Origin of the sequence: Vibrio sinaloensis (assembly GCF_000808535.1) — a bacterium.
GTDB classification, from domain to species: Bacteria; Pseudomonadota; Gammaproteobacteria; order Enterobacterales; family Vibrionaceae; genus Vibrio; species Vibrio sinaloensis_D.
In genome coordinates this window covers 121,307-139,312 of sequence record NZ_JWLV01000047.1, presented here as the reverse complement: position 1 = coordinate 139,312, position 18,006 = coordinate 121,307, and the positions used below count along the sequence as shown (strand labels likewise).

19 protein-coding genes and 1 pseudogene are annotated in these 18,006 nt (G+C 43.4%); 15 read left to right on the top strand and 5 right to left on the bottom strand.

All coding sequences use genetic code 11. The annotated features are described in order from the left end of the window. Nucleotides 1–117: 117 nt before the first annotated feature. The 5 genes and pseudogenes from matP (at nt 118) to RJ47_RS18600 (ending at nt 3,503) form a co-directional block, all read left to right on the top strand. On the top strand, nt 118–564 hold the full coding sequence (gene matP / locus RJ47_RS18620) for a macrodomain Ter protein MatP (RefSeq protein WP_038141497.1): 447 nt from the start codon (nt 118–120) through the stop codon (nt 562–564). A gap of 12 nt (nt 565–576) precedes the next feature. Beyond that, nucleotides 577–888 carry a DUF3634 family protein gene (locus tag RJ47_RS18615; protein WP_039486137.1) on the top strand — a complete coding sequence of 104 codons (312 nt, stop codon included), beginning with the start codon at nt 577–579 and terminating at the stop codon, nt 886–888. Between the two features lie 102 nt (nt 889–990). After that, nucleotides 991–1,305, top strand: coding sequence for a hypothetical protein (locus tag RJ47_RS18610; RefSeq protein WP_039486134.1), 315 nt, complete (start codon nt 991–993; stop codon nt 1,303–1,305). Nucleotides 1,306–1,318: 13 nt separating this feature from the next. After that, nucleotides 1,319–2,590: an HDOD domain-containing protein gene (locus RJ47_RS18605; RefSeq protein WP_052237991.1), complete on the top strand. Its 1,272-nt coding sequence runs from the start codon at nt 1,319–1,321 to the stop codon at nt 2,588–2,590. A gap of 555 nt (nt 2,591–3,145) precedes the next feature. Next, nucleotides 3,146–3,503, top strand: a pseudogene (locus RJ47_RS18600) (DUF3693 domain-containing protein). A gap of 135 nt (nt 3,504–3,638) precedes the next feature. Here the strand turns inward: RJ47_RS18600 and RJ47_RS18595 are convergent. Genes RJ47_RS18595 through RJ47_RS18585 form a run of 3 tightly spaced genes read right to left on the bottom strand, consistent with a single transcriptional unit; the run spans nt 3,639 to nt 6,923 of the window. Next, nucleotides 3,639–5,360, bottom strand: a complete 1,722-nt coding sequence (locus RJ47_RS18595; RefSeq protein WP_039486132.1) for an ATP-binding protein — start codon at nt 5,358–5,360, stop codon at nt 3,639–3,641. A gap of 9 nt (nt 5,361–5,369) precedes the next feature. After that, nucleotides 5,370–6,554 (bottom strand): FIST signal transduction protein, encoded by a 1,185-nt coding sequence (locus RJ47_RS18590; RefSeq protein WP_072036377.1) that lies wholly within the window; start codon nt 6,552–6,554, stop codon nt 5,370–5,372. Then, complete coding sequence (locus RJ47_RS18585; protein WP_039486130.1) at nt 6,555–6,923, bottom strand: hypothetical protein; 369 nt, start codon at nt 6,921–6,923, stop codon at nt 6,555–6,557. It abuts the gene before it with no gap. Between the two features lie 258 nt (nt 6,924–7,181). Here RJ47_RS18585 and ccoN point away from each other — a divergent pair, with 258 nt between their 5' ends. The 10 genes from ccoN to uspE all read left to right on the top strand — a co-directional run bounded on the left by ccoN (nt 7,182) and on the right by uspE (nt 16,141). After that, nucleotides 7,182–8,609 (top strand): cytochrome-c oxidase, cbb3-type subunit I, encoded by a 1,428-nt coding sequence (ccoN, locus tag RJ47_RS18580; RefSeq protein ID WP_038134667.1) that lies wholly within the window; start codon nt 7,182–7,184, stop codon nt 8,607–8,609. Nucleotides 8,610–8,621: 12 nt separating this feature from the next. After that, nucleotides 8,622–9,242, top strand: coding sequence for a cytochrome-c oxidase, cbb3-type subunit II (ccoO, locus tag RJ47_RS18575; protein WP_005476573.1), 621 nt, complete (start codon nt 8,622–8,624; stop codon nt 9,240–9,242). A 14-nt stretch (nt 9,243–9,256) separates the two neighbouring features. Continuing rightward, nucleotides 9,257–9,433 (top strand): CcoQ/FixQ family Cbb3-type cytochrome c oxidase assembly chaperone, encoded by a 177-nt coding sequence (locus RJ47_RS18570; RefSeq protein ID WP_005476581.1) that lies wholly within the window; start codon nt 9,257–9,259, stop codon nt 9,431–9,433. Continuing rightward, nucleotides 9,430–10,407 carry a cytochrome-c oxidase, cbb3-type subunit III gene (ccoP, locus tag RJ47_RS18565; protein WP_038134664.1) on the top strand — a complete coding sequence of 326 codons (978 nt, stop codon included), beginning with the start codon at nt 9,430–9,432 and terminating at the stop codon, nt 10,405–10,407. Before RJ47_RS18570 ends, ccoP begins: the two co-directional genes overlap by 4 nt. A 104-nt stretch (nt 10,408–10,511) precedes the next feature. Continuing rightward, the gene (locus RJ47_RS18560) at nt 10,512–10,991 is read left to right on the top strand and encodes a FixH family protein (RefSeq protein WP_005476564.1); all 480 of its coding nucleotides are present in this window, start codon (nt 10,512–10,514) and stop codon (nt 10,989–10,991) included. 9 nt (nt 10,992–11,000) lie between these two features. Continuing rightward, entirely contained in the window at nt 11,001–13,373 is a 2,373-nt protein-coding gene (locus RJ47_RS18555) for a heavy metal translocating P-type ATPase (protein ID WP_039486128.1), read from the top strand. After that, nucleotides 13,374–13,544: a cbb3-type cytochrome oxidase assembly protein CcoS gene (ccoS, locus tag RJ47_RS18550; protein WP_038134660.1), complete on the top strand. Its 171-nt coding sequence runs from the start codon at nt 13,374–13,376 to the stop codon at nt 13,542–13,544. Continuing rightward, nucleotides 13,541–14,215 (top strand): sulfite exporter TauE/SafE family protein, encoded by a 675-nt coding sequence (locus tag RJ47_RS18545; RefSeq protein WP_005476577.1) that lies wholly within the window; start codon nt 13,541–13,543, stop codon nt 14,213–14,215. The genes ccoS and RJ47_RS18545 overlap by 4 nt, the downstream gene beginning before the upstream one ends. Before the next feature lie 88 nt (nt 14,216–14,303). Then, entirely contained in the window at nt 14,304–15,053 is a 750-nt protein-coding gene (locus RJ47_RS18540) for an FNR family transcription factor (protein ID WP_005476583.1), read from the top strand. A 140-nt stretch (nt 15,054–15,193) separates the two neighbouring features. Next, nucleotides 15,194–16,141 carry a universal stress protein UspE gene (gene uspE / locus RJ47_RS18535; RefSeq protein ID WP_039486126.1) on the top strand — a complete coding sequence of 316 codons (948 nt, stop codon included), beginning with the start codon at nt 15,194–15,196 and terminating at the stop codon, nt 16,139–16,141. Between the two features lie 58 nt (nt 16,142–16,199). On the opposite strand, the gene ttcA is transcribed toward uspE, so the two are convergent. Together ttcA and RJ47_RS18525 are read right to left on the bottom strand one after the other, a co-directional pair. Beyond that, nucleotides 16,200–17,093 carry a tRNA 2-thiocytidine(32) synthetase TtcA gene (gene ttcA / locus RJ47_RS18530; RefSeq protein ID WP_039486124.1) on the bottom strand — a complete coding sequence of 298 codons (894 nt, stop codon included), beginning with the start codon at nt 17,091–17,093 and terminating at the stop codon, nt 16,200–16,202. 209 nt (nt 17,094–17,302) lie between these two features. Then, nucleotides 17,303–17,962: a DUF2987 domain-containing protein gene (locus RJ47_RS18525; RefSeq protein WP_039486122.1), complete on the bottom strand. Its 660-nt coding sequence runs from the start codon at nt 17,960–17,962 to the stop codon at nt 17,303–17,305. Nucleotides 17,963–18,006: the final 44 nt, after the last annotated feature.

The following is an 18,006-nucleotide window of genomic DNA, read 5'->3' as shown; positions in this document are numbered from 1 at the left end:
TGAGATACTGGTAATTTAATCTGATGATCTGGATCGCTTTTCGATTACAATGGGGATTGTAACGAACGCTTAATGCAGTTACGCTGTCACCAGAAACTCAATGGAACATTGTTACTCATGAAATATCAACAGCTTGAAAATCTAGAATGTGGATGGAAGTGGACCTATTTAATCAACAAATGGAAGGCTGGTGAAGCCATCACTCGACACATTGATTCAAGTGAAGCTGAAGCCGCTATCAATGAGCTTCGCAATATCGAGCATGAGCCAACTCAAGTTTTAGAATGGATTGAAAACCACATGTCACTTGAGTTAGACAACAAACTCAAACAAGCCATTCGAGCGAAGCGTAAAAGACACTTCAACGCTGAACAGATTCACACCAAGAAAAAATCGATCGATCTAGACTATCGAGTTTGGGAAAAACTGTCCTATCGAGCAAACGAGCTAGGATGTACGTTGTCCGACGCAATTGAATACTTGCTGTCAGAGGCTTCAAGAAGCGAGAAAGCAAGTAAAACGGTGAGTAGCCTTAAAGAAGATTTGTCGAAGTTATTGGATTAAGGAGTAGTAGGGATGCTGTATGTCATTTTGATTGCTGCAGTGGTTGTTTTTTGGCTAGTTGCAGTCGACAGACCTGTGTTGAAGGTGAAGTTTTCAAACGGGAAGATCGTAACCGAAAAGGGGCATTTCCCTCCAACGTTTAAGCACAACGTTGTTGATATAGCTGAGCGTGAATCCTTCACCGGTGAGCTTAAAGTGTACCAACTTCGAACGGGAACCAAACTGGTTTTCAGCAAGGAAATCCCTAAAAAAGTCCAGCAAAGAATCCGCAATGTATTTCCGCATCAAGGATTTAAAAGTAAAGGTACAAAAAAACGTGGGTGATAAACCTATCAATTACACATAAGAGAATTTTCCCTTCAGTTCCATTTCCTTCACCCCACATTCATCTCAGACACTTGGTAGACTCGTTTCTGAGGTGAATGTATGAAAACAAATATCCTAATATTAAGTCTGCTATTATCAACTAACGCACACTGTGCAGATGATTCCGAATGGAACGCCATTGCAAAAAAACTTAAAGCCAGAATTGAAACAAAAATAGCCAAACATAGTCTTCCTGGGTATTGCAATGTCTTCATCGAATTCAAACACTCTAAATATCATGCGATTGTCACTAGAGTGAACACGAATGGAGATTTTAAAATTTGCAAAGTAAGCAAGCATCTCATCAAGAAGGGAGAAAAGTTCAGATACCGTACACCAGAGAAATATTTGAGAATTCATGTTGCAAACGAATGAATAGATACAGAGAATGTGTGCTAAATTATTAATATGTTTATTGAACCGAAGTCTCACTTTGTTAGTAACAAATAAGAAATACAATAGCGAAGCGTTAGCAATAGCCCAAAAAGTTAACCACCTTACGCGAGAGCGTCACGCGAAGTGGTTGGTTAGTCTCAAATATATTCTTGATCAGTCTGATGTGGACGCGACACTCAGTCGTCAAAGCGAGTTTTGTGACAGTGTAATTTTAAAAGAAGAAGAACGTATCACGAACAACCAACGTTTGCTCTTGGAGTGTGAAAGCGAGCGAGTCCAGGAAAGAAGGCAAGCGGCTGAAGATAAGCAACGAATCCTGGGTAATGTCGTTGATGATGTTACGAAACATGCGGAGCAACTGATTACCGATACGCTCTTAAATATGCCGGCAATTAAACTTTTTGGACGTTTTCCAGATTTTTCGTACTTCTCAAGTATTGCCTATTCTCCATCTGCCAGTTACAGCAAACTAACCGTACTCCCAACTAATGATAACCAGTTACGAAACAATCTACTGATGTTGGTTAACGATCCCAAGTTTTGTGCCCGAATTGGCAAGATGGCTCGCGGAATTAACGAGCCTCAAGTCGCGATAGGCACTTTAGGTACTGAAAATTGCCGAGTACTTTTGCCCATCTTAATGGTGAAACCTATTTTGCGTTGGCACAATCCGTTAACAAAAAACATTGCTCCTAAGCTATGGCAACACATGATTTTAACTGCAAACGTGACGCGAATGCGTTTGGATATGGCAGGAATTAAAAATCCGGAACAGGGGGTCTTGCTCGGGGTTCTAAGAACGATAGGGAACTTCGCAGTAGTGAATCAGTTTCCCCAATTGTTCGAGGATGCATTGGTCGAGAAGATGCGTTATTACCGTGAAAACAACCTAAGAGACGAATACTACGCCTGCGCAGAGGTTACTCCTAATTTGAATCTTTTGCCCAAGCTATTAGTTAATTTGGATAATGCGATTACTCGAAAAGTCATAGAGGAAATAGAGTGGGGCCCAAATACAGTACACTTAAAAAATGCGCTCTTGGATGATCTTGAAGAACGCCCAATCTTAGAGCGAAGTGAGTTTGGTGTAGCGCTTGCACAAGGCCAAGCATATGCCATTTTTGATATGCTTGATCGAAGTGATGCGTTTTTAGAAAAGCATAAACCCTTTTGGTTTGCTCATGTTCAAATGCCACCAAGCGCTCTTAACGAACTGCGAGCTAAACATCCGGGTCGAATTGGCTTATCTAACGCAAATAGTTAAACACGTTTTTTCACTCAGACTATATTGGGAATATGCCATAATGCACTATAACTAAATTTCAACTTACAAACGATATAAAACATGGTCGCTAAATTAAATAACCGAATCAAAAGCATAACAAAATTCAGATAAAGACTTATCTCGTAGCGAGACAATATTAGTAATATGACATAAGCATTGTGACACGGTCACTTGATCAGCTTTGCTCACTGCAGATAACTGTGTTCGGCGCAAGGCCATTTCCTATGTGAAATTTGAAACGAACTAAACGATGGCGCTTTGATAGAACACAACTCAGTTCTTCCAGTTATAGAGACGGTCATGGAGTTCAATCACAATATTGAGTTTCGTTTGATGGCTTGGCGGTAACATTAGCCTAAGATTTGTTAACGCGAGCGAGCGGTATTGGGTAAAGGCCAGCTGTTTGTTTACTTTAATTATCAACAAGCAGAGCCAACGTGCATGGTCGCTATAATAAAGCAGATGAAGTCTGCAAAACCGCAACGTAAATCTCAACTAGAATGAAGTTAATTCGCGTAAATGAGGATTGCGGGTATGTACATCAACCAACTAATAGACGCCTATAAAGCGACTAAAAGTTATGTCCATTGCACATGGTTTAGGGATAAGCGTGAAAAAGTTGTCTGATATTAGAAAAGGACGACGCTATCTAACTGAAAATGAAGCACTTTATCTAGCGGATGAAGCCGGTGCAGATAAAGAAATGGTTTTAGTGTACCTAGCAGCCGATAAAGCAAAGAGCTACGAGGCACAAACGCTTTGGAACAGCATTGCAAAAAAGTTTAACGGGCTGAATTTACACGGAATATCAATAGCTTGCGTGGGTTTAGCTATGTGGATTGGCAGCCCTAATGAAGCCACAGCCAAGTGCGCATTATGTATATTATGTTAAATGATATTTATTAATAAATAGAGCACCGTGATGCCCTACAATATTGTCGCTATAGTATCCGATTAAACATAACTGCATTTACCATAAAATACCTAATAAACACAAACAATTAATCAAGATTAATGTCCGTGTTTATTAGGATCTCCCTAAAACAGATTCTATGGAACGTTGTATTTCTTTACCTCTTATAGGCTTCGAGACAAATGCGTTCATTCCCGAGTTCAAACATGCCTGTTTATCTTGCTCCATCGCGTGGGCTGTCAAAGCGATAATGGGCGTATGTCGACAAAACTTTCGGATTTCTTTGGTTGCGGTAAGTCCATCCATGACAGGCATCGAAACGTCCATAAAAATCAGATCTACTGCTGCCATGTTATCTTTGATGTATTTGACTGATTTTTTGCCATCGTTGACGATAGCTACTTTGTGTCCGAGCCGCTCTAGTAGTAATTTTAAAACCATTTGGTTTGTCTCTGTATCTTCTACTACCAACACTGACAATGGGCGTGTCCCTTGGCTCTTTGAAAGTCGCGGCTGCGTCAACTCATGCCCAGATTTAACCGATACAGGTAATTTTATTTTAAACCTAGAACCTTTCCCTTTTTCACTTTCAACGCGTATGCTTCCGTTCATTAAAGTGACCAAGTGTTTTGAAATAGTTAAGCCAAGTCCACTGCCACCATAGCGCCTAGTGATGGAGTCATCGGCTTGTTTAAACTGGTTAAACACTGTCTCGATACGAGAAGGGTCAATACCAATACCAGTATCTTCCACTTCGATGATAAGTTCTTGGCTAGTGACTTTTGCGTGCAAAGATACATGGCCAGCATGAGTAAATTTGATTGCATTGCCTAGCAAGTTGAAAACTATCTGTAAGATTCTTGCCGGATCAACCCAAACAGAATGATGAGAGTCAATGTCAAGATTTACATTTAGTTTAAGACCTTTAGCGTCTGATAGTGCGTAAAAATGCTCTAGCATAAACTCGAGTTCGTTTTTCAAATTTACCCACTGACATTTGATTCGAAACTCACCACTTTCAATTCTAGACAACTCCAAAATGTCATTAATTAGCACCAACAAAAGCTCTGCTGATGATTCCATCTTTTCCAAGATTTCTATTTGATGATCGCACTTTGAATCAGCCAAAAGGACGTCGACATATCCTAGGACTGCACTGAGCGGCGTTCTGAGTTCATGGCTCATCATGGCAAGAAAGCGTGATTTTGCTTGGTTCGCTTGTTCTGCTCGAACTTGTGCCGATTTTAATTGACGCGTTTTAATGTCAACAAGCTGCTGGAGCTGCTCAGTTCTTTCGATATCTATAAGAGCACGCTCCAGCAAAGGCCTAAAACGTGACAGGGTGTCACGCGATTCAAGTGTGAACTGCCCTACTTCTTCTCCCAACAGTACGATGATGGAATCGGTAATGGTGCCCTGTGCCCCAGTTATCAACGCGGAATTGATGTCGTAGTCTGTATTACCGACCAAATGGCTGAATTCTTGTGCATTACTTGGTTCGTATAGAATGATGCTTTCACCAGATAATGCGCGTTTGAAGCGGCTTTGATCCTGCCAGGCTAGATTTTGAAAGCACGAACTCGACGCTAGTAAAGTATGATAAGCGTGTTCGTTTTTACTTGGTTTGCTCAACACCAAAAAGTCGGAAAAGTTGATATAGAGTGATAAGACTTTTTGGAGTTCTGTGAATATTTGTTGCTTGTCTGATGCGACGGTAATGCTTGATATTGCGTCTAAAATAGCGCGGTTCTCTTCGGCTAGTTTTGCCTCTCGCACTTGGCTTTGCTTTAGTTCAATTAGCGCTTCTTGTAGCTGTTCTTGTAATTTTAGACTCATAAATTTGTTCTAATCTGAGTAAAAAGTTGCTGCCGAAATCATTAGATTCCCATGACCATTGTCACCATTGATAAAGCGGCCTTGTTCACCAAACGTGAACGGACAAATAAATGGGATATCACCCATTTCGTGCTTTATTTTGTCATAGACCTTGCCCATATCTTCCTCTAAATGAAGCATTGCTCCGGCACAAATCACACAAATAGCGCCCGTAAGTTGCGTATTGAGCTCTGACTGACGTCTTGCTTCTCGAATCACTCTTGCAGGTCGAGAGATTAACTGTTGTCTATCACCAGACATAAGTGTGACAACGTCACCTTGGTTCACATTAGTAAATAAGAGAATGCCTTGTTCATCCGTAACATTTATCGGATGTGATAGCTTAAAATAAGGTTGGTTGTATAACGTGCCTGCTATTCTTCCTAGCGGGTATTGAGTCACAACCTGAAACTTAAACCATTCGGGAATGTCTTCACCTGAATGCTCTGAAATCCAGCCACGATACCTTTCTTGTGCAGGCATATGGTCAATTTCTATGATTTCTCTGTCTTTACACTTGGTAATCAAGCCTTGGTACTTCGTCGGGGAGTAACCCGCGCTGAAGCCTGTGGTGAGCGGTTTGGAAGGGAAAAGTAGCTGAATTGAAATGCCTTGGCTTGTTGATTCGTCTTCGTTAAATATTGACCATTGACCCTTGATAGCGTTGTCTGCCGCCGTAGCACCGATAATAGGGATAGGCGTTTTGAATACATTATCAAATGCGCTGATTAACTTTTCTTCAATGCCCGGCGTGCTATGAATGATCGCGAAACTGGGCACTTCTCCCACTCGTTCAGCTTTACGGAGAGCCACATCTATCGCTGCCCTTGTGGCTTCTTCTATGACCGACGTATCTTCAATAGAGACTACGCCGCTTCCATAGGCGGTTGAATTAGAATCATAGATTGCTATTACGCCAATAACTGAGCCAAAGTGTAGTCCCCGCTCTGTCATCAACCCCTTACATGTAGAGCACCCAGTGATTGAAACTTGAGGAAAGTAATTTTTAAAAGCCAATCTGAGTTTCTCAGCGCCATAATTCTGTGTGAAGTAGCAAATTATGCTTACTAAGTTAGTTCGGCAAATTTTGTTGCTCAGTTCCTCTATGGCCTCTTGCTCATTAAGCCGATGAGTAATGTGGGTCTTAAAATCCATTTATCTACTTTTAATACTGACGTAACGGTCGATATTCGCATTTTTTAAAGATAGTTGGAATGTTATTTCATCAATTTCTGGACTTAAATTGATGAGATATATGTTTCCATTTCTTGGCAATATTTCGTCGCTATCGATTAGTTGCACCCGCCAATCGTTTTCGTCCGTTTCCAGTTTTATATTTTGCTTTGAAAGAGTCGCATAGAAACGAAAGTCATTTACAAAAAAAGTACATTTTTCGTCGATGCTACAAGCCACATTTATCACTTTTGGGTGGTCAACAGTACGCCAAATAAACGCCGCAATAAGTATGGTTAACATGATGATTATTTGAACAAAACGGCCTCTTGTGAGTTTTTCGGCAGCCATACTGTGGGGTTCTCCGTGTAACAAACTTCAAAGTTTTAAAATAAAAGGCCAAAACCTGACCGACTGTAAGGTTACTACTCTGTCATTGAATTGTTAAATGCAGTATAGTTGGCGGCTGAAAATGCCACTTTTTTTAAAAATCAGCAAGAAGATTTAACCGAAGTTATCGGTGCGAATTTCCTTAATGATTTGGGTGGCATTACGACATGTGTCGTGTTGGAAGTAAAGTGTAGTTAATTAGAAATTGGAAGCATGCAAATGAGCCAAGAAAAGCAGCTTGAACAAAACTACAACTATACGGTCGTCCGTCAATTTACCCTGGTTACTATTTTGTGGGGTATTGTCGGTATGGCTGTTGGTGTTTTGATTGCCGCTCAATTAGTTTGGCCACAGCTAAACTTTGATACGCCGTGGTTGACGTACAGTCGCTTACGTCCTCTGCATACTAATGCGGTTATTTTTGCGTTTGGTACAAGTGCCCTGTTCGCAACGTCTTATTACGTTGTACAGCGTACCTGTCAAACTCGTCTATTTGGTGGCCCTCTTGTCGCCTTCACCTTCTGGGGTTGGCAGGCAATCATCCTAGCAGCCGCGATTACTTTACCGTTGGGTTTTACCTCAGGTAAAGAGTACGCTGAACTAGAATGGCCTATCGATATTGCCATTGCGGTAGTATGGGTCTCTTACGCTATCGTGTTCTTCGGAACATTGATTACTCGTAAGACCTCCCACATCTACGTAGCAAACTGGTTCTTCGGTGCCTTTATTATCACTGTCGCGGTTCTTCATATCGTGAACAGCATGGCTATTCCTGTCTCTATGGGTAAATCGTATTCGATCTACTCTGGTGCAGTGGATGCGATGGTTCAGTGGTGGTACGGACACAACGCAGTAGGTTTCCTACTGACAGCTGGTTTCCTAGGCATGATGTACTACTTCGTTCCTAAGCAAGCTGAACGTCCTGTTTATTCATACCGTTTGTCTATCGTTCACTTCTGGGCATTAGTATCTCTATACATTTGGGCTGGTCCTCACCACCTACATTACACTGCGCTTCCAGATTGGACTCAGTCGCTAGGTATGGTGATGTCACTGGTTCTATTCGCGCCGTCTTGGGGTGGTATGATCAACGGTATTATGACGCTTTCTGGTGCTTGGCATAAGTTGCGTTATGACCCAATCCTTCGTTTCCTAATCGTTTCTCTATCGTTCTACGGTATGTCTACGTTTGAAGGTCCAATGATGTCTATCAAGACAGTTAACGCGCTGTCTCACTACACCGACTGGACTATCGGCCACGTACACTCTGGTGCATTAGGCTGGGTTGCTATGGTATCTATCGGTTCGGTATACCACTTAGTCCCTCGCTTGTTCGGCCAAGAGCGCATGTACTCTGTTAGCATGATCAATACGCACTTCTGGTTGGCAACAATCGGTACCGTTCTATACATCGTTGCGATGTGGATCTCTGGTGTAATGCAAGGCCTAATGTGGCGTGCGGTCAACTCAGACGGTACGTTGACGTACAGCTTTGTCGAATCTGTACAAGCGTCTTACCCGTTCTACTTTGTACGTTTCCTAGGTGGTTTCATCTTCCTAGCTGGTATGTTCCTAATGGCATACAACACGTACAAGACGGTAACAGCGCCTAAAGATAGCCTAAAAGCTATCCCACAACCGGCATAAGGAGATTAAAGAATGAGTTCTAATTCTAACAATCGCCACGAAATTGTAGAACGCAATGTCGGTTTACTAGCGATTCTTATCGTTTTTGCAATCAGTTTGGGTGCTCTTGTAGAAATCACGCCGCTGATTTTCCAAAAACAAACCACAGAGCCTGTTGAGAACCTACGTCCTTATACAGCGCTTGAAATGGAAGGTCGTGATGTCTACATCCGTGAAGGTTGTAACGTTTGTCACAGCCAAATGATTCGTCCATTCCGTTCTGAAACGGAGCGTTACGGTCACTACTCTGTTGCTGGTGAAAGTGTATACGAACACCCGTTCTTATGGGGTTCTAAGCGTACAGGTCCAGACCTAGCACGCGTAGGTGGTCGTTACTCTGATGAGTGGCACCGCGTTCACTTAATCGATCCACGCGAGTTGGTTCCTGAGTCAAACATGCCAGGTTTCCCATGGCTTGAGGAAAATGTTCTTGATGGTAAGGACACTCAGAAGAAACTGACTATTTTCCGTGATCAATTTGGTGTTCCGTACACTGATGAACAGATCGCAAATGCGTCTAAAGAAGTAGAAGGTAAGACAGAGATGGATGCCATCATCGCTTATCTTCAGTCTCTTGGTCACGCGATGAAGTAAATAAGGAGGTAGTTATGGATATCGGTACTATTCACAGTATTTGGACCATAGTGCTATTCGTTAGCTTTTTAGGTGTAGTTTGGTGGGCTTACGGCAAGAGTCGAAAAGCTCGATTTGACGAAGCTGCAAACCTTGTTTTCGCTGATGAAGAGCAAGCGCCTTCAAAAGAACAAGGAGTGACTAAGCAATGACGACATTTTGGAGTCTTTGGATAATCATCATTACAGTCGGGACACTTGTCGGCTGTGCTGCACTACTTTTCTGGTGCCTTAAAGATAAAATGGGCGTTGAAGAAGGTGCAGATATGGGGCACGAATACGATGGGATTCGTGAACTGAATAACCCACTACCTAAGTGGTGGACTTACCTTTTCGTTGGTACGTTTATTTTCGCTGCAATCTATCTAACCCTTTACCCAGGTTTAGGTAGCTTCAAAGGTGTACTAGGCTGGACAAGTTCAGACCAAACTGTACGCACTGTTGAAGAATCAAAGGCGTCGATTGCTGCAGCGCAAAGCAACAAGCAACTTAACCAGTTCGCTAAAGAGCTTGACGATGCTGATGCTTACTTCGGCGAGGCATTCAAAAAGCTTGCGCACGTAAACGGTACTGACGAGCTTCGTCCTATCCCAGAGATCGCAGCTGACTCGGAAGCAGTTAAAGTAGGTCAACGTCTGTTCCTACAAAACTGTTCTCAATGTCACGGTTCTGATGCTCGCGGTCTTAAGGGCTTCCCTAACCTAACTGACGATGCATGGCTATATGGTGGTGAGCCGCAAGCTATCGTAACGACTGTTATGCAGGGCCGCATTGGTCAAATGCCAGCTTGGAAAGACGCACTTGGTGAGCAAGGTGTGAAAGAAGTAGTAAGCTACACACTAAGCCTATCTGGTCGTTCTGTTAACGCAAGAGAAGCAGAGGCTGGTAAAGCTCGTTTCGTTGTGTGTGCAGCATGTCATGGTACAGACGGTAAAGGTAACCCAGCAGTGGGTGCTCCTGACCTAACTGACCAAGACTGGCTATTTGGTGGTTCACGTGCGGACGTAACCGAAACTGTGATGAACGGTCGCTCAGGCGTAATGCCTGCTTGGAAGGACATTCTAGGTGAAGACAAAGTTCAGCTTGTTTCAGCTTATGTTTGGAGTCTAAGCAACTCGGAACAATAAGTTACATTTCAATAACAGCCCCTTACTTTCTATCGATGGCAAAGGGGCTGTCTTTCCTTTAGAGTTAAATCCCTGATTCTATTTTATTAATTGAGAACTTTTTTATGGTAAAGCCTTGGTATAAGCAGTTTTGGCCGTGGTTTCTTATTATTCTGCCACTCACTGTTGTTGTATGGACGATCATCACGGTCATCGTTTTTTCTCAGAACTCTGTGTCATTGGTCACTGAGGATTACTATAAAAAAGGAAAAGGCATCAACATTGATATTTCTAAAATCAATGTCGCCAAAGATCTCGGCTTAAGTGCTTCAGTCTCCTCAGAAGGCAACACTGTTATTATTCAATTTGAAAAAGGTCAGCTAGAGCATTATCCAGCACTTACTGCGATGTTTGCTCATCGAACATTGCCAGATCGAGACTTCTCACAACTTCTTACCTCTGATGCACAAGGATTCTACCGACTAAACTTGGACGCTGAACTTCAAGGTCCATGGTTTATTGAGCTAACTGGCCACGATAAGAAATGGCTAGTACAAGGTCGTGTCACTTTCCCATCATCAACCCCTGTTTATTTAGAAAACTAGTCGGTGTCTATGTGTAAATCCTGTTATCACTGCGGTGAAGAAGTACCAGTCAACACGGATTTTAAAGTAGAAATCCTTGGTGAAATCAGAGAAATGTGTTGCCCTGGCTGTGAGACGGTCGCGCAGACGATCGTTGATAGCGGTCTCGTCTCCTACTACCAATATCGGACGGCTCCAGCTGAAAAAGCGGAGCTAGTACCTGAGCAGTTACAAGCACTTATCCACTACGACAATGAAGATGTCCAATCAGAGTTTGTCCGAAATGCCGATGACAGAGTAGAAGTCACTCTTTCACTTGATGGCGTTTCTTGTGCTGCTTGTGCGTGGTTAATTGAAAAACAAGTCTCTAACAAATCTGGCGTCCTATCGATTCGCGTTAATACAACGACTAACCGTGCGATTCTTGCCTGGGATAAAAGCAAGACTCGCCTTAGTGAACTGTTGTCTGCTATTCACCAATTGGGATATAAAGCGGCGCCTTTTGAAGCCGACAAACAAGAGGCAGCTTATCATCAGCAAATGAAGCAGTACCTGTATCGTTTAGGTATAGCTGGGCTTGCGACCATGCAAGTTATGATGCTTGCTGTCGCGCTTTATCTCGAAGTGTTTGGCGATCTTGAACCCGAATTTAAAAACTACTTTCGTTGGGTGAGCTTAATCTTTGCGACTCCAGTGATGCTCTACTCTGCCCTACCTTTTTATATCAATGCTTGGCGAAGTATTCGAAGTCGAACATTGGGCATGGATGTTCCTGTTTCGATCGCTATGATCTTTGCCTATTTCGCCAGTTTGGTGGCAACCGTTACAGAGAAAGGCGAAGTCTTCTTTGAGTCAATTTCAATGTTTGCGTTTTTCTTGCTGGTTGGACGCTTCCTAGAAATGCGCGCGCGCAGAAAAGCGGCGGCAGCCAGTGGCAACTTGCTAAAGTTGATACCTGCAATTGCAACCAAGTTGGATGGCGATCAAGTTCCTGTCAAAACGCTTAAGTTGGGAGACCGAATTCGAGTTCTACCCGGAGAGCACGTACCTGCAGATGGAAAGATTATTTCCGGACGAGTCCATATTGATGAATCAATGTTGACTGGAGAGTCTGTCCCCGTTGTTAAAACGATTGATGATCATGTATATGCGGGTACATTGAACGGAGAAGAATCTTTCGAACTGGAAGTTACCTCTTCAAAAGCAGATTCAATGATTTCTAACATTGTTCGCTTGCAGGATGAGGCGCAACTCTCCAAGCCAAAGATTGCTGAAATTGCAGATATTGTTGCTCGTTACTTTGTTGCCATCATTTTGGTGATTGCAGCAGGAACTTGGTATTACTGGCATCAAGCAAACCCAGATGACGCTTTTTGGATCATGCTCTCTGTGCTTGTCGCTACTTGTCCTTGCGCTCTATCTTTAGCGACGCCGACAGCACTTACATGTGCGACCTCGAGAATGGGTAACTACGGTATCTTGCTGCGTAAAAGCCATGTCTTTGAAACACTGTGTAAGGTGAATCACCTTATTGTAGATAAAACAGGGACGCTGACTCACGGCGATATTGTGATCAGTAAAGTTGACCTCATCGCCGATGTGACTGAATCAAAAGCGCTCGCGATAGCAGCAGCACTCGAAGCCCATGCAAATCACCCAATTGCTCGAGCGTTCAAGCGCTACGGTGACAAACAAACGGTTGTTGATAATGTCGAGAATGTAATTGGTTCGGGTATTGAAGGTACCTATCAAGGCAAGCAAGTAAAAATTGGCAGCGCCAGTTTTATTCTTGGTGAAAGTGCTTTTGCTGAGCCTAATTCAGTCTACCTCTCTATTGATGGCGCCCACATCGCCACCTTCCGCTACCAAGACCCGATTCGTAAGGAAGCTCAATCCTTTATTGAACGATTTAATAAATCAGGCATAAAAATCACCTTGCTGACAGGAGATTCTCAGGCCAACGCAGATGTCGTCGCTAAAGAAATAGGTATAGAAACAGTGATTGCCGGAGCGAAACCGCAAGACAAACTGGACTACCTCAAACGGGTAGATGAGCGAGACATTACCATGATGATTGGTGATGGTATAAATGATGCCCCAACATTAGCAGGAGCTCATCTGTCTGTGGCTATGGGTGGCGGTGCCGATGTAGCAAAAGCGTCTGCCGATATGGTGCTCCTTGGCGATCATCTAGAACGTATTCTTGAAGCGCGCCAACTTGCCCTGCAAACACGAAAAATCATCCGCGAAAATCTGGCATGGTCTCTAGGGTACAACTTACTGATTCTGCCTTTAGCTGTGGCAGGACTGGTTGCTCCATATTTTGCAGTTGTCGGTATGTCTGCGAGCTCAATTATTGTAGTATCGAACTCTCTTCGCTTGCTCAAAGAACAAGGTAAATAGATGGAAAGCATATATATCCTCATTCCGATCGCCATTGTACTGGTCTGCGTCGCTGTCGCGGTATTCTTGTGGGCAGTGCGAAGTGAACAGTTTGAAGACCTTGAAAGACAAGGCCACAACATACTGTTCGATGAAGACGAGAAGCAGAGTAACGAGAAGAAGCCTCAATGACCCCTGATTGGATTGGTGCTTTTGTTATTGGTTTAGTTGGTGCCGGCCACTGCATGGGGATGTGTGGGGGCATAGCCTCCATGTTGTCTATTGGCCAAAATGCACCTTCCAAGCTCACCCCTCTGTTCTACAATCTTGGTCGTATAACTAGTTACGCTGTGATTGGTGCGCTGGTTGGAGGTGCTGTTTCGTCCATCTCCCAAGTCAGCCAACTCAATGATGCACTTGCTTGGTTAAGATTGTTTGCGGCACTCTTTATGGTACTGCTTGCCTGCTACATAGGGCGTTGGTGGCATGGCCTTTTGTACATTGAAAAACTTGGCCAATTACTGTGGAAGCGTATTTCTCCCGCAGGAAAATCTTTGTTGCCGCTCAAAAGTCCAATACATGCACTCCCTTTCGGCTTCATCTGGGGTTGGTTGCCATGTGGGCTTGTCTACTCCACTCTCACATGGTCTGCCGTCTCCGGTAGCGCTGCAAGCGGTGCACTTGTGATGCTCATGTTTGGACTGGGCACTCTCCCCGCGATGCTTGCTGTTGGGCACAGTGCAAGTGTGTTACATAGGCTGCAAAATTCCGTCATATTCCGTCACATAGTCGCAGTTATGCTGTTAATTTATGGCTTATATACCGGCTATGGTGCACTAAGTCTCTTATCAATTACTTTTTAGATCACTGTTTTTATGCGTCTTTTTCCACTACCCATTAGTGTTAAGGAATGCTAAAATATTGATGTATATCAAATAGTGAAAGGTTGTTATGATTTCTGAAAAACCTGCAACAAAGCGAATCCAGTCGGGTGGTTGTGCCATCCATTGCCAAGACTGCAGTATCAGCCAGCTTTGTATCCCCTTTACTCTGAATGAATCTGAGCTTGATCAGCTTGATCAAATTATCGAGCGTAAAAAGCCAATCCAGAAAGGACAAGAACTGTTCAAAGCGGGTGATGAGCTGAAATCGCTTTACGCTATTCGTTCAGGCACTATCAAAAGCTACACGATCACAGAACAAGGTGACGAGCAGATAACCGCCTTTCACCTAGCAGGTGACTTGGTTGGTTTTGATGCAATCACTGATGACGCGCATCCTAGTTTTGCTCAAGCGCTAGAGACTTCTATGGTGTGTGAGATTCCCTATGAGATCTTGGATGACCTATCAGGGAAAATGCCGAAGCTTCGTCAGCAAATTATGCGTTTGATGAGTAACGAGATTAAAGGCGATCAAGAGATGATCCTTTTGCTCTCGAAAAAGAATGCTGAAGAACGTCTAGCGGCATTCCTATACAACCTTTCTACTCGCTTTTCTCAACGTGGATTCAGCCCACGTGAGTTCCGCTTAACCATGACTCGTGGCGATATTGGTAACTACCTTGGCTTGACCGTTGAGACGATTTCTCGACTCCTTGGACGCTTCCAAAAGTCAGAAATTCTGAGTGTGAAAGGCAAATATATCACCATTCTCGATCACGACGCGTTGATGGAATTGGCTGGCGTTTCTACAGAATCTTAATAACTTCAATGATGTAGCTCTACTCCTTTCGATATAGAGCTACATCATACTTCTCTCATATTCCTGCATTTTTTCCTAAAACTCTTTCGCTAACTAAGCTACATTAATCATATGTTCCTCCTCTTTCTAAAGGAGTTCGTATGAGCATTTATAATAAAATATTAGTTGTTGCTGACATCAATAAAGATGAACAACCCGCATTAGCCCGCGCTATGCAGCTTGCTGCGAAAAGTCGCTCACCAAGTCAGGTGACTTTTTTCCTATCCATTTATGATTTTTCCTATGACATGACATCCATGCTGTCCATTGATGAGCGTGACGCAATGCGTCGAGGCGTTATCGGGCAACGAGAGCAATGGATGCGTAAGATTGCTCAAGATTATCTCCTCGACGGTGTTGAGTTCGATGTAAGAGTCGTCTGGCACAATCGTCCATATGAAGCGATCATCGCCGAGGTGTTTGGTGGTGAGCACGACATCGTGATCAAAGGAACTCGCAAACACGATGTTCTTGAGTCGGTAATCTTCACTCCGACGGATTGGCATTTACTTCGTAAGTGTCCATGCCCTGTTCTATTAGTTAAAAACCAAGATTGGCCTGAGGATGCAAGCATCATCGCTTCGGTTCACGTTGGTTCGGAGAATGAAACGCACCTTAACCTCAACGATAGCATGGTTGAACAGCTCAATAGCCTAACCGAACGTTTGGACGCCAAACCATATTTGGTTAACGCCTACCCTGTCACACCGGCTAACATCACGATTGAATTACCCGAATTCGACCCCGCAACATATACAGATGCTGTGCGTGGGCATCACCTAACCGCCATGAAAGCGCTACGCCAAAAACACGGTTATGATGATGAACAGACTGTGGTTGAACAAGGGCTGCCAGAAGATATCATTCCTGAAGTCGCCCAGCGCTTAAATGCCGCGATGGTAATCATTGGAACAACGGGACGCACTGGGTTGTCTGCCGTGTTTATCGGCAATACCGCTGAGCACGTCATCGATAAAATTAACTGTGATGTCTTGGCATTGAAGCCTCAGGGTTACATTAGCCCGCTTGATCCAAGAACCGCAATTTAATCATCAGAAACAAAAAAGGAAGATAATCATTATCTTCCTTTTCTTTGCTTATCTGTAATTAGATGTTTGTCACATCGATAAACATGGACTCGTCAATGTTGGTTGACGAAACGATGGCTTCATTAAACTCATACTCTTCTCGATCTCCATCACGATCAAGCGGCAAGTTTTCAAAGTCAAACAGGTTTTTGTCTGCCAGTTGGCTAGGGCTGACGTTTTGAATGGACTTAAAGATCGCTTCAACGCGACCAGGTGTTTTTTTATCCCAATCAATCAACATCGCTTTGATTGCTTGTCGTTGCAGGTTTTCTTGTGAACCACAAAGGTTACAAGGGATGATCGGGAACGCTTTATGTTCTGCGTACTTGATAAGATCTTTCTCACGACAGTAAGTCAGCGGGCGGATTACCACATTGCGGCCATCATCTGAACGCAGTTTTGGCGGCATTGCTTTAAGACGAGAGCCATGGAACATATTCAAGAACATGGTTTCGACGATGTCGTCCATATGGTGACCAAGAGCAAGCTTCGTAGCACCGATCTTCTCAGCAAACGAGTAAAGCGTACCACGGCGTAAACGTGAACAAAGACCACACGTCGTTTTTCCTTCTGGCACCTTCTCTTTTACAACCGAGTACGTATCTTTATCCACGATGTAATATGGGATGTTTAACGTTTCAAAGTAGTCTGGAAGAATGTGTTCAGGGAATCCTGGCTGCTTTTGATCTAGGTTAACCGCAACAACGTCAAACTTAATTGGCGCCGCTTTTTGTAGATTCAATAGGATATCCAGCATCGCGAATGAATCTTTACCACCACTGATACATGCCATCACAACATCGCCTTCTTCAATCATGTTGTAATCGGTAATAGCATTTCCAACGTTTCTTCTTAGGCGCTTTTGAAGTTTGTTGAATTCTAGGGTTTCTTTTCTTGTATCTAATTGTGTCATTGCGAGCTCTCACATCGTCGGCTAGGCCAACAGTAGGACTTCCTAACGTGTCATATTCGGGGCGTGGATTATACGAGCTTTTTGGAGAGGATTAAACGTCTGCGGTTAAATAGGTAAGCAAAATTCGATTCCATTTGATGGGAAATAAATGAAGAACGAGGAAACTCATTGGAATAGAGTCAAAAAAGGCCGCGTGGGCAGCCTTTTGGTTAGTTTGCTTTGGGTAGATAAGGAAGAACTCTCGCCGTTTCAGCCGGAAGTGTCATCGTGCCACCTTCACCAATCTCTGCTAACGACACTTGAGCCTTACCATCTACGATAGGTTTCGTGGTTCCATTAGAAAACTGGATGGTTGAATTTAGCTTATTTGGAAACTCTAACGTTACCCCTTCTACATCAGGCGTAAACCAGCTCGCGAACATGCCACCTAATTGCTCTAGAATAACCTGCATTTGCGGTAACAGTACTTTAACGTCATCGTAGCTGACCTCTCCGTTCATTGGCTCTTTTGTCATAACAACCATAGAGAAGTCACAGCGCATATCCCTCGGCGTGTGGACAAACACCAATGGATTGGCTGAGCGTAGATTGTTGTCTAACGGGACAATCACTTCGTTATAAGGAGAAATCGTCAGCTCCTCATAATGCTCTTCTTTTTCCATCCAAGCTTTTTCAATATTGCACAACTGCTTGGTATTGGCATTTAAGAAAAAGAAGCCCACTTTTACATCATCATGCCCTTCTTTCGCATTCTGCTTCATATGAGAAAACAGTTTTGAATAGGTGAACATATATTCTTGAGCGTAACTTGGCATCGCTGCGGTAATACCTACTGCAGCGGTCAAAAGGGCTAACGATAGTTTCTTCATTGAATTTATAGTCTTGCTGTTTTAGTTGGATAACGGGCAGTGCT